Consider the following 13,464-nt stretch of genomic DNA (forward strand, 5'->3'; position numbering starts at 1 on the left):
ATTCGGCTAAAGCCATTAACTTGATCCATTTAACTTCTCCATCTGAAGCTGGAAGCAATTGAAACAAAAATATAACTTTCAAAATTCCCATTCCACAATATTATAAAACACAACTTATAATCCTGTAAAACATACCATTGCAGAAGTTCCCATCTTTGTAATGTATTAATTTAAAAACTATTAGTCATGATACATACAGATGAAACCACAAAAGAAACAGTTAAAACTTTAGAAGGATTAATTTCAATTCTTGAAGATGGAAAACTAGGATATACAAACGCCGCAGAGCACGTAGAAAACCTGGCAATGAAATCAGATTTTCTTGAATATGCCCGCGAAAGAGCCTTATTTATTGTAGAGTTGCAAGACGAAATTAACAAACTAGGAAAATCAACAGATACTTCTGGAGGCGGACCACTTGGAGCACTACACCGTACCTGGATCGATATCAAATCATCATTTACCGGCGGAGACACACAAGCCATCATAAATGCCTGCGTTACAGGTGAAGAAGCTGCGATAGAAAAATACAAAATGGCTTTAGAAGAAAATCATCTCGAATACAGTCAGGTTTCGGTTGTTTCTAAACAATTAAACAGTATTCAAAACACATTGTCACAAATTAAAATGAAAGCAAATTAATCGCCCGATCGATTCATGCTTTTTTTTGAGAACTATCCGGTCTTTTAGCTGGATAGTTTTTCATTAAAGCAATTTTATTATTTCAATTTTAAATTCTTATTTATAATGAATAAAAATTTAACTTTAAGTTTCATCATTTATAAAATAGATATTATATATTTGACACAAATAATTGATACACTATGAATAATTTATTTGATTTACCAACTAAAATGTTTTTCGTTTTTAAGTTGCTTTATGATCAAGTTAAAACTATCAATGATTTAATGATAAAAAGTGATGACGAAAATTTAGAGAAATTACTTGAAAGACCTGAAGATAAGGTTAAATTTCAAAAGGCCATCGATGAGGTAATGAAAGATTCTATCTCTAAAGACATTACATTAAACGGAAAAAATATTACTATTTCAATTTAATTCGTAAGTGAATATTAACATTGCATTTAATACCATTATTTATATAATGGTATTTTTATTTCCAGGAATATTATTTAGAAGAGCTTTTTTTTCAGGTGATTTCAACAAGCATTTTGAATCAGGCAATACTTTTGAACGTTTGTTATGGAATATGCTAACTAGCATATTAATGTTAGTCGCTTTTTGTTTATCTATCCATTTTTGCAATCTTCTTCTTCCTTTTAAAATAGAATTCGATCTTAAGACATCCGACATAACAGATACATTTACTTGTATTTATGAAAACAGGCTTCCAACATTATTTATTTCTGAAACCAGAATAATACAAACTATTAGCTTGTTATTTTCGATTTATTCTTTTTCAATTCTATTAGGTTTTTTTTCAAATAGAATAATTTTTTATTTAGGATTAGAAAAACGCTTTTCAGTTTTGCAATTTCAAAATAATTGGCATTATTTGACAAATTCAAATAAACAAAATAATATTAGTCATTCCATAAAAGACATTTATTATACAAAAGTTGACATTAAAACAAAAGCAGAAGAGCTATTTACTGGAAAATTACACGTGATCTCTTATGATAAAGAAGGTAAAATCGAAGCAATTACATTGCAAGAAGCTTATAAATTTTACAGATTATCAATTGTAAATGACTTAGAAAAAATAAATGAAATAAAACAAGCACTATCTGACAATGATCCACACGTAATTTTCCATTCTGAAACTGCAAATAACTTTATATATAGAAAAAGAATAAAAGGGGATTTATTTACAATCTTTAATAACGATTTAGAGAATATTTCTATAACATATATTAAAATTTCAAATTTTTATGAGAAATTTCAAAAAACAGTTAAAACAATACTTTCAATTATTATTTTATCCGCAACTATTTTCTCAATATCATATGCTATTTGGGATTTCAAGTTTATCCCTTTTTCAAGTTACTACAAAAGACTAACTTTTTGCATTACATCTCCCTTGATTTTAATTCTGTTAATTTTACTCTTGATTTCAATCTTTGACAGGGAGCTTTTAATTGAAAATCGAAAGAAATATAAAACCCAAATTAAAGAAATATTCTGTATACTAATTTTGCTTTCTCTTCCATATCTTTATATTTTTGACATTTTTAGATTTATTTTTACACTAATAATTATAATAATTTACTTATTGGCACTTGGAAAAATATTAGGAAGTCAAACTGAAAAGCCTGACGCCTAATTTTTATTAAAATGCTAACAATTTCAAAAAAATCCCTTCAGCATTAGCAAACTCAAATAATTTATAAGACCTTTGCACACTTTTTTTCGGGAATACCACAAAAGTCTAAAGTTTTAGAAATGAAGAAGAAAATCGAAATATTAGCTCCTGCTAAAGATTTAATTGGAGGAATCGCAGCCATTAACAGTGGTGCAGATGCTGTATATATTGGTGCACCGCAATTTGGTGCACGTTCTAATGCCAACAACTCTATCGAAGACGTTGCTGAATTAGTAAAATACGCACACTTATTTAACGCACAAGTTTTTGTGGTTATGAATACCATTTTGTACGACAACGAATTAGAAACTTGTCGTGCCATGATCTGGGAGTTATACGAAATTGGTGTCGATGCCCTGATTATTCAGGATATGGCGATTATGGAAATGGAGCTTCCTCCTATCGTACTTCATGCCAGCACGCAAACCAATAACCGTGATGCCGATAAAATTAAATTCCTAAAAGATGCCGGAATCAAACGTGTCGTTTTAGCGCGTGAGTTAAACCTGCATCAAATTAAAACAATATACGACCACGCCGATGTTGAATTAGAATTTTTCGTAACCGGAGCATTATGTGTATCCTTCAGCGGAAACTGCTATATGAGTGTAGCAAACGGAGAACGCAGTGCCAATCGTGGTTCTTGCGCACAAAACTGCCGTTTACCTTATAACCTAATCGACGGAAACGGAGAAACCTTAATCAAAAACAGTCACTTACTTTCGATAAAAGATTTAGATATCTCAGAGCAAATCCCTAATTTGATCGAAGCCGGAATCGTTTCTTTTAAAATCGAAGGCCGTTTAAAAGATGTCGTTTACGTAAAAAACAACGTTTCTTATTTACGTCAGAAATTAGACAGCTTTTTAGAAGGCGCAGGAAGTGATAAATACACAAAAGCTTCTTCTGGAAAATGCACCTATACTTTTGATTCTTCTTTAAACAGAACTTTCAATCGTGGTTATACGGATTATTTCGTAAACGAGAGACACAGCTCTATTGGTTCTTGGGAAAGTCCAAAATCAAAAGGACAATATATTGGTAAATTAATTAGAACTGTTGGAAACGCTTACGAAATCGAAAACGGCGAATTACTAAACAACGGTGACGGGCTTTGCTTCATCAACGAAAATAATGAAGCCGACGGAATCTATGTAAACAAAGCCGAAAACGGTAAAATTTATCCAAACGTTTTAAAAGAAGTAAAAGACGGAACTTTCATCTACAGAAATAATGACGCCGCTTTCATCAAAATCGTTGAAAGAGAAGACAGTGCTGTTCGTAAATTAAGCACGACTTTATTACTTACAGAAACTGAAAATGGTTTTGAATTAATCGCAACCGATGAAGACGGAAATGTAAGCATCGTAAATTTAGAACACGCAAAAGAACAGACAAAAACCGGCGAATCAATCGAAGAGAACATCAAAACACAATTAGCAAAAACAGGTTTCACACCTTATACTGCTGATGAAATTAATATTATGTTTTCTCAAAACTGGTTCCTTCCTATTTCAAAAATCAACGAAATGCGAAGAACCGTTTACGATCAGTTGACAGAAATTCGTTTGGCAAACTACAAACGCGAAGAACACCAAATGGTAAAAACGTCGCATCCTTATCCAGAAACCAAACTGGATTTCATGTACAACGTTTCGAACAAAACGGCTCGTAAATTCTACGAACGTCACGGTGTTACCGAAATCGAAAAAGCATTCGAATTACAATGGGATCCAGGAAAATCTCGTGTAATGACAACCAAATATTGCATTAAATACGAATTAAAAAAATGTCCGATACATCAAAAAGATATCGTTGGTGTTAAAGTAAAAGAACCTTTAGTTTTAAAACAGGGAGAATTGGAATACAAACTAAAATTCAACTGCAAACCCTGCGAAATGGAAATCTGGGAAAAAGATGCTGAATTTGAAATTGAAGAAGATCATTTTCATTAACATCATTAACCGCAAATTTTTTTTTTACCGCAAAGAGCACAAAGAAATACGCAAAGGTTCGCAAAGATTAATTTTAAAATCTTTGCGAACCTTTTTTCTTTTACTTAAAACCAAAACTTAGCCCCCTTTGCGTATTTCTTTGTGCTCTTTGCGGTTAAACCCAAATTGCGTAGGCGCACTGCAGTGCGCCTCTACATTAACACAAACGAATAGAACTTTGCGGTTAAAAACATTTTTCGCTACTTTTACTCCACCAACAATACAACACTCCAAAATGAAAATACTACTCCTAGGTTCAGGCGAATTGGGCAAAGAATTTGTCATTGCTGCACAACGAATCGGACAAACCATAATTGCAGTTGATAGTTACGAAAATGCGCCAGCCATGCAGGTTGCTCATGGCTTTGAAGTCATTAACATGCTCGACGGCGAGGCACTTGACAGAATTGTAGCCAAACACCAACCAGACTTTATCGTTCCCGAAATAGAAGCCATTCGCACCGAACGTTTTTACGATTACGAAAAGCAAGGTATTACCGTTGTTCCTTCAGCAAAAGCGGCAAACTTCACTATGAATCGTAAAGCCATTCGTGATTTAGCCTCAAAAGAACTCGGACTAAAAACAGCCAAATATCAATACGCCACTTCAGCCGAAGAACTGCAAAAAGCCGTTCAGGAAGTTGGAATTCCATGCGTAGTAAAACCTTTAATGTCTTCGTCTGGAAAAGGGCAATCGACTATAAAAACAGAAAGCGATATCGAAAAAGCATGGCAATATGCTGTTGCAGGTTCTCGTGGTGATGTTATCGAAGTTATTGTAGAAGCTTTTGTCGATTTTCATTCAGAAATTACGCTTTTAACGATTACACAAAATAATAACCCAACTTTATTTTGCGCTCCAATTGGTCACAGACAAGAGCGTGGCGATTATCAGGAAAGCTGGCAGCCGGCACAAGTTTCTGAAGCCGATTTATATGAAGCGCAGGATATGGCCGAAAAAATTACTGAAGCGCTTGGCGGAGCAGGACTTTTTGGTGTTGAATTTTTCCTGACTAAAGAAGGCGTTTATTTCTCTGAACTTTCTCCGCGTCCGCATGATACAGGAATGGTAACTCTAGCCGGAACACAGAATTTTAACGAATTCGAATTGCACTTAAGAGCCATTTTAAGTCTTCCTATTTTCGAAATTACGTTAGAAAAAGCCGGAGCAAGTGCTGTAATTTTAGCCTCAGAAGATTCAACGAATCCTACTTTTACCGGAATCGAAAAAGTAGCAGCTTTACCCAAAACCGATTTCAGAATTTTTGGAAAACCAACTTCAAGACCGTATCGCCGAATGGGAGTTATTCTAAGTCACGATTCATTAGCCACTCCAATCGAAAAAGTAACCGAACGCGCCAAAGAAACGGCAAAATTAATAACTGTAAATTCTTAACTATGAAAAATATACTTTTAGCGACTTTCCTTTTTATCGGAATCGCAGTACAAGCACAAGACAAAAAGAAATTTGACAAGCCAACAGTCGTTGAAGCTTCATGTGGAGAATGCCAATTTGGAATGAAAGGCAAAAGCTGTGATTTAGCCGTACGTATTGACGGAAAAAGTTATTTTGTTGACGGAACCACAATTCACGATCATGGAGATGCACACGCTGAAAAAGGTTTTTGCAATGCAATCAGCAAAGCTTTAGTTACGGGAGAAATCAAAGGAGACAGATTTAAAGCAACTTCATTTACCTTAATCGACGATAAAAAATAATGGCATTAATACTAGAAAATATTGCTAAACACGTTTCGTTGACGCCAGAGGAACAAACGCTTTTTTTATCTAAACTAGAAACAAATACGTATAAAGCCAAAACAATTTTATTAAACGCCGGCGAAGTATGCAAACATTCTTATTTCGTTAATTCGGGTATTTTAAGAAGTTTCAATATCAATGATAATATTGTGGAACATGTTTTGTCATTTGCCTGCGAAGGCTGGTGGATGAGCGATATGTACAGTTATTTTTCACAAAAACCAGGACAGCTTTTTATTGAAGTTCTGGAAGAAGCCGAAGTCGTTTCTTTATCCAAAGAAAATCAGGAACAATTGTATCTTGAAATTCCAAAACTGGAACGCTTCTTTAGAATTTTAATTGAAAACTCTTTGGTTGCCAATCAACAGCGATTAATGGATAACTTAAGCTTACCGGCCGAAGAACGTTTCGAAAAATTCTGTAAAAAATACGGGACTTTAGTTCATAAAGTTCCTCAAAAACAAATCGCTTCTTTTATTGGTGTAACGCCAGAATTCTTCAGCAAAATGAAAGCTAGGCTTTTGAAGAAATAATATTTAGCCACAGATTGCACAGATTAAATTGATTTTTTTTCGCCGCGAATTACACAAATTTCCACGAATTTTATTTTAATTTTTAAATCAATTAATTTGTGAAAATTTGTGTAATTCGTGGCAACATTTTTTCTAATCATTTTAATCCGTGCAATCTGTGGCTAAAAAACAATAACACGGCTCAAATCGAACCGTGTTTTTTTGAATTAAAATTGCTCAACCTCAGTAGAATGTTTCATTGCTGTGATTGAAGATCTTCCTATCATTACCGTATTTTGAACGGCATCAAAATAAGAAGTACCTACAAAAGCCTGATGTTTTACTGCTCTGAATCCGTTTTTCTGTAAAGCAAATTCGCGTTCCTGCAATTCAGAGTACCCTGCCATTCCGCGTTCTTTGTACGCTCTTGACAATTCAAACATACTTGTGTTCAAAGCATGGAATCCTGCCAAAGTAATGAACTGGAATTTATATCCCATTGCTGCTAAATCTTCTCTAAACGTTTCCATTTCGGCAACTGTTAATTTCGCAGCCCAATTGAAAGAAGGAGAACAATTGTAAGCCAGCATTTTATCCGGGAATTCTTTTTTCATAGCCGTTGCAAACTTTCTCGCAAATTCCAAATCCGGATTGCTGGTTTCCATCCAAATTAAATCAGCATAAGGCGCATAGCTCAAACCTCTTGCAATTCCCTGCTCGATTCCGTTGTTTACATAGAAAAAACCTTCTGCCGTTTTTTCACCTGTTAAAAATTTTCTGTCTCTTGGGTCTGCATCACTTGTTAATAAATTAGCCGCATCAGCATCTGTTCTCGCAACAATTAAAGTTGAAACGCCCATAACATCTGCAGCCAAACGCGCTGCAATTAATTTATTAATCGCTTCCTGAGTTGGCACCAAAACTTTTCCGCCCAAGTGTCCACACTTTTTAGCAGAACTCAGTTGATCTTCAAAATGAACTCCAGAAGCCCCCGCTTCGATCATAGATTTCATTAATTCGAAAGCATTTAAGTTCCCGCCAAAACCCGCTTCGGCATCGGCTACAATCGGAACTAAATAATCTTTTTTATCTTCAATATTATTTACAGTCTGAATCTGATCAGCACGCAATAACGCGTTGTTGATCTTTTTCACCACCATTGGAACGCTGTTTACCGGATAAAGTGATTGGTCAGGATACATTTCTCCTGCCAGGTTTGCATCGGCAGCAACCTGCCATCCGCTTAAATAAATCGCTTCTAAACCCGCATCGACTTCCTGAATCGCCTGATTTCCAGTCAACGCTCCCAAACCAGCTACATAATCCTGACTTTTTAACTTTCTCCATAATTTTTGCGCTCCCATCTTGGCAATAGAATGCTCAATATGATAAGACCCTTGAAGTGTAACTACTTCACTCGCAGTGTAAGGACGTTCAACACCTTTCCATCTTGGGTTCGTTATCCAATCGTTAATCAATTCCTGAATTCTGTCTTCTGTTGTTTTCATAAATAGTTTAGTTAAAGTGGTTAGTGTTTTAGTGTTCAGTTTTTAACTGAAATCTTTATTTTTTAAACACATAGAAACATAGTTATCCTTTGTGGTTAAAGGCTTTTCATTTGTTTAAATGCACATAGAGTAATATATGTGTAAAAACTAGTTTTTTCTTTTCCCTTTTTGTAGAAAAATTAAAATCTATGTTTCTATGTGTTTAAATAATTTAAGACTGAATTTTATCTGCCTGATCTGCAAAATCTGCGGGAAAAAATTATTCGCTCGCAGATTTAGCAGATACTGCAGATTTTTAATTGTTTATAAATATTTGTAACACGGAATTGTCAAGAAATCAACGAAATCAGTATTTACTACTAATCTTTCCAGTACTTTTTCAGCCAGCGGAAATTGTTGTTTTTCGTGATTTTCTTCGCCTAATTGTTCTTTTATTTTTCTGAATTCATCTAAAGCCAATTCATGATAATAAGCCAAATCTAATTTTCGTCCGTTATCTAAAAGCACTTTATTTTGAAGCCATTGCCACAATTGTGACCTCGAAATTTCGGCCGTTGCAGCGTCTTCCATTAAATTATGCAATGCCGCTGCGCCTTGTCCGTTAAGCCATGAAGCCAGATATAAAACTCCAACATTGATATTTTTTCGAACACCATTTTCAGTGATGATTCCAATTGGTGGTTCAATTAGATCAGCTTCTGTAATTTTTCGATGTTCTCTTTTAATATGAATTTGATTTGGAGTTGGCATTTCTTTATCAAAAATTTCTTTTGCCAGCGAAACCAAATCTGGATGCGCTACCCAGGTTCCGTCATGTCCGTTTTTAACTTCACGTTCTTTATCGGTTTTTACTTTTGCAAAAGCGGCAGCATTGGCTTCTTCATTATTTCGAATTGGAATCTGTGCGGCCATTCCGCCAATGGCATGAATACCTCTTTTATGACATCTTTGAATTACCAGATTTGAATAAGCATTCATAAAAGGCGAAGTCATTGTTACCTGATCACGGTCTGGAACAATGAATTTTGGATTTTTTCTAAACTTTTTGATATAAGAAAAAATATAATCCCAGCGTCCGCAGTTCAAGCCAACGATATGTTCTTTCAATTCGTAAATAATTTCATCCAGCTGAAAACTTGCCGTAATGGTTTCAATTAAAACCGTCACTTTTATTGTTCCTCTTTTTAGTTTTAGATAATCCTCGGTAAAATCAATTACATTATTCCACCAGCGCGCTTCCAGATAATGTTCCAATTTCGGAATGTAGAAATAGGGTCCAGAATTGTTTTCTAAAAGTCGTTTATGATTATGAAAAACATATAAACCAAAATCTACCAAAGAACCTGAAACTTCATTTCCTTCTACTAAAACATGCTTTTCCAGTAAATGCAAACCTCTTGGACGCACAATTAACGTTGCAATTTTTTCATTTAAATGATAGGATTTTTGTTTCACCAAATCAGTGTACGTAATTGTTTTATTAACCGCATCAATCAAATTCATTTGTCCATCCATTAAATTCTGCCAGGTTGGCGACGTGCTGTCTTCAAAATCAGCCATAAAAGTTTTAGCACCAGAATTCAACGCATTGATAATCATTTTGCGATCAACCGGACCAGTAATCTCGACTCTTCGGTCTAATAAATCTTTCGGAATTTCGCCAGCCGTCCAGCTTCCTTCTCTAACACTTTTAGTTTCCGGAATAAAAACCGGCATGATTCCCTGATCGAAAGTGACTTGTTTTTGATCGCGTTGTAAAAGCAATAGTTTTCGTTGTGATTCGAATTTTCTATGCAATTCAGTAATAAAAACAATGGCTTCTTCTGTCCAGATCTTTGGATAACGAAGCTTCTTTTCGGCTAAAAATTCCATTGCCGTTTCGGTAATTTCTAATTGGTTTTTCATAGCTGTGGTTTTTAATTTTCATTAGTAACAATTGATTTGTTTATATGTTTTTTAAAACACAAAACCATAACAAACTGATAACTAATATTTTCTACACCACAATATTAGAAAAAAGTTTTTTACAAAACAAGCGAACGTTCGCTAAATATTAAAAATAATTTTTTGGCGATTATTTTTATAATGGTTATATTTGGTTCATGGATATCGAAAAAGACTATATAAAGCTGATCTTCGGACTAAAACTGAGACAAGTTCGTACTCAAAAAAATTTATCGCTTTTTGGCTTGGCCAAACTGACCAATCTTTCAAAATCGTACTTAAACGAGATTGAAAAGGGAAAAAAATATCCAAAAACAGATAAGATTTTACTTTTATGCGAACATTTGGACGTGACTTACGACCAAATGGTATCCTTAAAACTCGATAATAACCTCGCTCCGATTGGCGAAATTTTAAAATCCGGAATTCTAAAAGAGATTCCGCTGGAGCTTTTCGGAATTCAGGAAGCTGATTTAATTGATATTATTGCCAATGCTCCAGCAAAAGTTAATGCGTTTATCAGCACCATTATCGAAATTGCACAGCATTACAATTTAAGCCGAGAAAGTTTCTTTTTAGCCGCTTTGCGTTCGTACCAGGAAGCACACAGTAATTATTTTGAAGATTTAGAAGAAAAGGTAATTTCATTCTCGAAGTCGTTTCAGATTAATCTGGATTCTAAAATCAGTATTGAAGAATTACAGGCAATTTTAAAAGAAGAATACGAATACAATATTAAAGAAATTGCTTTTACAGATCAGGAAGCTCTGGACGATTTGCGTTCTATTTATGTCCCGAAAAGTAAGACATTATTACTTTCTACAGAACTCGACGCTCCGCAGAAAGCTTTTATTTTAGCTAAAGAAATTGCTTATAATTATTTAAAAATATCAGATCGATTACTGACTTTCAGCTGGATTAAGTTTGAAAATTTCGATCAGGTTTTGCACAATTTTTATGCTTCGTATTTTGCCGGTGCTTTATTATTACCAAGAAAATTAGTGGTTGATAAAATCAATTCTTTTTTAGAAAATGAAAACCCAAAACCGGAAGCATTTGTAGCATTAATAGAAAGTTTTGAAGTTTCGCCGGAATCTTTTTATCAACGCTTAACCAATTTATTACCCAAAGATTTTCAGCTTAAAAACTTATTCTTTTTAAGATTATCTCACAGGGTAGATTCTGATGTTTATCAAATCAATAAAGAATTACACATTACACATCAGCAGGAACCGCATGCCAACGAGACCAACGAACATTATTGCCGAAGATGGGTTTCGGTTAAAACAATAGACGAAGCCATTAAACAAAATAAATCTCATTTTTTTGATGCTCAAATTTCAAGCTATGCTAATAGCGGAAACGAATATTTGGTTTTTTCATCGGCCACAAAAGATCCTTTTGCAGAAAATTATATCAGAAGTATTTCTGTTGGCATCCTAATAAACCCAACAATGAAAAAGAAATTCAAATTCATTGAAGGAAAACCTTTAGTTAAAAGAATTGTTGGCGTTACCTGCGAGACTTGTGCTGTTCAGGATTGCCTGGAAAGAGCTGCTCTTCCAATTGCTTTAGAGAGGAAAAAACGCCACGAGAATACAGATGCGGTTGTGCAACAGTTTATTTCGCAGTACAGCTGAGTTTAGATTTTAGATTGTTGACTTTAGATTTTTGGAAAATGGCACACGGATGACACGGATTCGCTTCGCGAAAACACGGATGTATGCTGATTTTTTTCATAATCTTGTCATCTCGACGAAGGAGAGATCTCTTCGCTCAGGATGACAAACGGCATGGTTACTTCTATAAAACAAAACTTAGTACCTTAGAATCTTAGCCACTCAGAACCTCTTTTAAAACCTTTGAACCTCTACAGCTTTGAGCCTTTGCAACTAAAACCTTAGTCCCTTAGAATCTCAAAAACTCAGTACCTTAAAGAACTTAATCTACATTAAGTGCTTTTCCTTGACCTTGGCGGTATCTTTGTACTATAAAAATAACAAAACATATAACATCATGGAAAATATAGTATTGCACAAAGCAGAAACAAGAGGAAACGCAAATCACGGATGGTTAAACGCTTATCACAGCTTTAGTTTTGCGAGCTGGTACAATCCGGATAGAATTCAATTTGGAGCACTTCGTGTTTTAAACGATGACACAATTGCGGGCGGAATGGGTTTTGGAACTCACCCTCACGATAATATGGAAATTATTACGATTCCGCTTGAAGGAGATCTAGCGCATAAAGACAGTATGGGGAATACTGAAATCATCAAACATGGCGATATTCAGGTGATGAGTGCCGGAACTGGTGTTCAACACAGTGAGTTTAACCCAAACGCAGATCAGCAGACTAAATTATTACAAATCTGGTTGTTTCCAAATAAAAGAAATGTAGAACCTCGTTACCAGCAAATTACTTTAAATGTTGATGACAGACACAATAAATTAGCACAAGTTTTATCTCCAAATGCTGATGACGAAGGAGTTTGGATTCATCAGGACGCTTGGTTTCAAATGGGAAATTTCGATTCTGGCGTAAGCACTGAATACAAAATTAAAAAAGAAGGAAACGGAGTTTATGCTTTCGTTTTAAAAGGAAATGTAACCATCAACGATCAGGAATTAAACACTCGTGATGCGGTTGGAATTTCAGGAACTGATACATTAAACATTAAAGCAAATACAGATGCTGAATTTTTATTGATGGACATTCCGATGAATTATTAATTCAAAAATCACAATTAATATTTTTTATTGAAACGATATTTAAGCTGATTTTCAGCTTATTATCGTTTCTTTTTTACTTCAATTTTATCAAAAATCAAAAAGAAAACGTATTTTTATAAGTGAAAATAGGTTTTTAATTCACTCAAAACTAACCATTTAAAATTTTCAATCATGAATCCAAATAACCTAACCAAAGAATATACAAACGGCGAAGTAACGATTGTTTGGCAATCTGGAAAATGCTTACATTCTGCCAATTGTGTAAAAAATAATCCTGAAGTTTTTCGTCCAAAAGAGAAACCGTGGATTACTCCAGAAAAATCCACAACTGAAAAGATAATTTCCACTGTTAGTAAATGTCCTTCGGGAGCGCTGACATTTTATATGAATAACAAAAGTTAAGCTTTAAGCATTAGTTTTTTTATTGCCACAGATTATACAGATTAAAGTGATTTTATTCGCCACAAATTACACGAATTTCCACAAATTTTAATTCAATTTATTTTGTGAAAATTCTTGTAATTCGTGGTAATATTTTTTTTAATCCTTTTAATTCGTGTATCCCGATAGCTATCGGGAGTGGCAAAGAAAACATCACATTTTTCATTTCTTAATCTAGGTTAAGTGTGTTACGCTGACTACCAACGTAACTTTGTCCTATCAAAATGAAATTAATTATTTAAAAATAAA

Annotated in this window: 12 protein-coding genes; 10 read left to right on the plus strand and 2 right to left on the minus strand. The window is 34.3% G+C overall.

What is annotated here, in order from left to right; genetic code table 11:
• The first annotated feature begins 186 nt into the window (after nucleotides 1–186).
• The 7 genes from AC1RRQ_RS04805 (at nucleotide 187) to AC1RRQ_RS04835 (ending at nucleotide 6,610) form a co-directional block, all read left to right on the plus strand.
• Entirely contained in the window at nucleotides 187–642 is a 456-nt protein-coding gene (locus tag AC1RRQ_RS04805; protein WP_493021898.1) for a ferritin-like domain-containing protein, read from the plus strand.
• Between the two features lie 182 nt (nucleotides 643–824).
• Nucleotides 825–1,058 (plus strand): hypothetical protein, encoded by a 234-nt coding sequence (locus tag AC1RRQ_RS04810; RefSeq protein WP_307292411.1) that lies wholly within the window; start codon nucleotides 825–827, stop codon nucleotides 1,056–1,058.
• A gap of 7 nt (nucleotides 1,059–1,065) precedes the next feature.
• Nucleotides 1,066–2,283: a hypothetical protein gene (locus AC1RRQ_RS04815; protein ID WP_493021899.1), complete on the plus strand. Its 1,218-nt coding sequence runs from the start codon at nucleotides 1,066–1,068 to the stop codon at nucleotides 2,281–2,283.
• 119 nt (nucleotides 2,284–2,402) lie between these two features.
• Nucleotides 2,403–4,277, plus strand: coding sequence for a peptidase U32 family protein (locus AC1RRQ_RS04820; protein WP_493021900.1), 1,875 nt, complete (start codon nucleotides 2,403–2,405; stop codon nucleotides 4,275–4,277).
• A gap of 274 nt (nucleotides 4,278–4,551) precedes the next feature.
• Nucleotides 4,552–5,712 carry a formate-dependent phosphoribosylglycinamide formyltransferase gene (gene purT, locus AC1RRQ_RS04825; RefSeq protein ID WP_493021901.1) on the plus strand — a complete coding sequence of 387 codons (1,161 nt, stop codon included), beginning with the start codon at nucleotides 4,552–4,554 and terminating at the stop codon, nucleotides 5,710–5,712.
• A 2-nt stretch (nucleotides 5,713–5,714) separates the two neighbouring features.
• Nucleotides 5,715–6,035, plus strand: a complete 321-nt coding sequence (locus AC1RRQ_RS04830) for a DUF6370 family protein (RefSeq protein ID WP_008467236.1) — start codon at nucleotides 5,715–5,717, stop codon at nucleotides 6,033–6,035.
• Complete coding sequence (locus AC1RRQ_RS04835) at nucleotides 6,035–6,610, plus strand: Crp/Fnr family transcriptional regulator (protein WP_493021902.1); 576 nt, start codon at nucleotides 6,035–6,037, stop codon at nucleotides 6,608–6,610. Before AC1RRQ_RS04830 ends, AC1RRQ_RS04835 begins: the two co-directional genes overlap by 1 nt.
• 206 nt (nucleotides 6,611–6,816) lie before the next feature.
• Here the strand turns inward: AC1RRQ_RS04835 and aceA are convergent, their stop codons facing one another.
• Nucleotides 6,817–8,097, minus strand: a complete 1,281-nt coding sequence (aceA, locus tag AC1RRQ_RS04840; RefSeq protein ID WP_493021903.1) for an isocitrate lyase — start codon at nucleotides 8,095–8,097, stop codon at nucleotides 6,817–6,819.
• Nucleotides 8,098–8,400: 303 nt separating this feature from the next.
• On the minus strand, nucleotides 8,401–10,002 hold the full coding sequence (gene aceB / locus AC1RRQ_RS04845) for a malate synthase A (RefSeq protein WP_493021904.1): 1,602 nt from the start codon (nucleotides 10,000–10,002) through the stop codon (nucleotides 8,401–8,403).
• A 197-nt stretch (nucleotides 10,003–10,199) separates the two neighbouring features.
• On the opposite strand from aceB, the gene AC1RRQ_RS04850 reads away from it, so the two are divergent.
• The 3 genes from AC1RRQ_RS04850 (at nucleotide 10,200) to AC1RRQ_RS04860 (ending at nucleotide 13,176) form a co-directional block, all read left to right on the plus strand.
• The gene (locus AC1RRQ_RS04850) at nucleotides 10,200–11,681 is read left to right on the plus strand and encodes a helix-turn-helix domain-containing protein (protein ID WP_493021905.1); all 1,482 of its coding nucleotides are present in this window, start codon (nucleotides 10,200–10,202) and stop codon (nucleotides 11,679–11,681) included.
• 376 nt (nucleotides 11,682–12,057) lie between these two features.
• Nucleotides 12,058–12,774 (plus strand): pirin family protein, encoded by a 717-nt coding sequence (locus AC1RRQ_RS04855; protein ID WP_493021906.1) that lies wholly within the window; start codon nucleotides 12,058–12,060, stop codon nucleotides 12,772–12,774.
• Between the two features lie 171 nt (nucleotides 12,775–12,945).
• Nucleotides 12,946–13,176 carry a (4Fe-4S)-binding protein gene (locus AC1RRQ_RS04860; protein ID WP_493021907.1) on the plus strand — a complete coding sequence of 77 codons (231 nt, stop codon included), beginning with the start codon at nucleotides 12,946–12,948 and terminating at the stop codon, nucleotides 13,174–13,176.
• Nucleotides 13,177–13,464 lie beyond the last annotated feature (288 nt).

The organism is Flavobacterium sp. GW821-FHT12A05 (genome assembly GCF_058807735.1).

Coding starts and splice junctions, on each gene's coding strand:
- AC1RRQ_RS04805 (WP_493021898.1), top strand. CDS start 187: ATGATACATACAGATGAAACCACAAAAGAAACAGTTAAAACTTTAGAA.
- AC1RRQ_RS04810 (WP_307292411.1), top strand. CDS start 825: ATGAATAATTTATTTGATTTACCAACTAAAATGTTTTTCGTTTTTAAG.
- AC1RRQ_RS04820 (WP_493021900.1), top strand. CDS start 2,403: ATGAAGAAGAAAATCGAAATATTAGCTCCTGCTAAAGATTTAATTGGA.
- purT (WP_493021901.1), top strand. CDS start 4,552: ATGAAAATACTACTCCTAGGTTCAGGCGAATTGGGCAAAGAATTTGTC.
- AC1RRQ_RS04830 (WP_008467236.1), top strand. CDS start 5,715: ATGAAAAATATACTTTTAGCGACTTTCCTTTTTATCGGAATCGCAGTA.
- AC1RRQ_RS04835 (WP_493021902.1), top strand. CDS start 6,035: ATGGCATTAATACTAGAAAATATTGCTAAACACGTTTCGTTGACGCCA.
- aceA (WP_493021903.1), bottom strand. CDS start 8,097: ATGAAAACAACAGAAGACAGAATTCAGGAATTGATTAACGATTGGATA.
- aceB (WP_493021904.1), bottom strand. CDS start 10,002: ATGAAAAACCAATTAGAAATTACCGAAACGGCAATGGAATTTTTAGCC.
- AC1RRQ_RS04850 (WP_493021905.1), top strand. CDS start 10,200: ATGGATATCGAAAAAGACTATATAAAGCTGATCTTCGGACTAAAACTG.
- AC1RRQ_RS04855 (WP_493021906.1), top strand. CDS start 12,058: ATGGAAAATATAGTATTGCACAAAGCAGAAACAAGAGGAAACGCAAAT.
- AC1RRQ_RS04860 (WP_493021907.1), top strand. CDS start 12,946: ATGAATCCAAATAACCTAACCAAAGAATATACAAACGGCGAAGTAACG.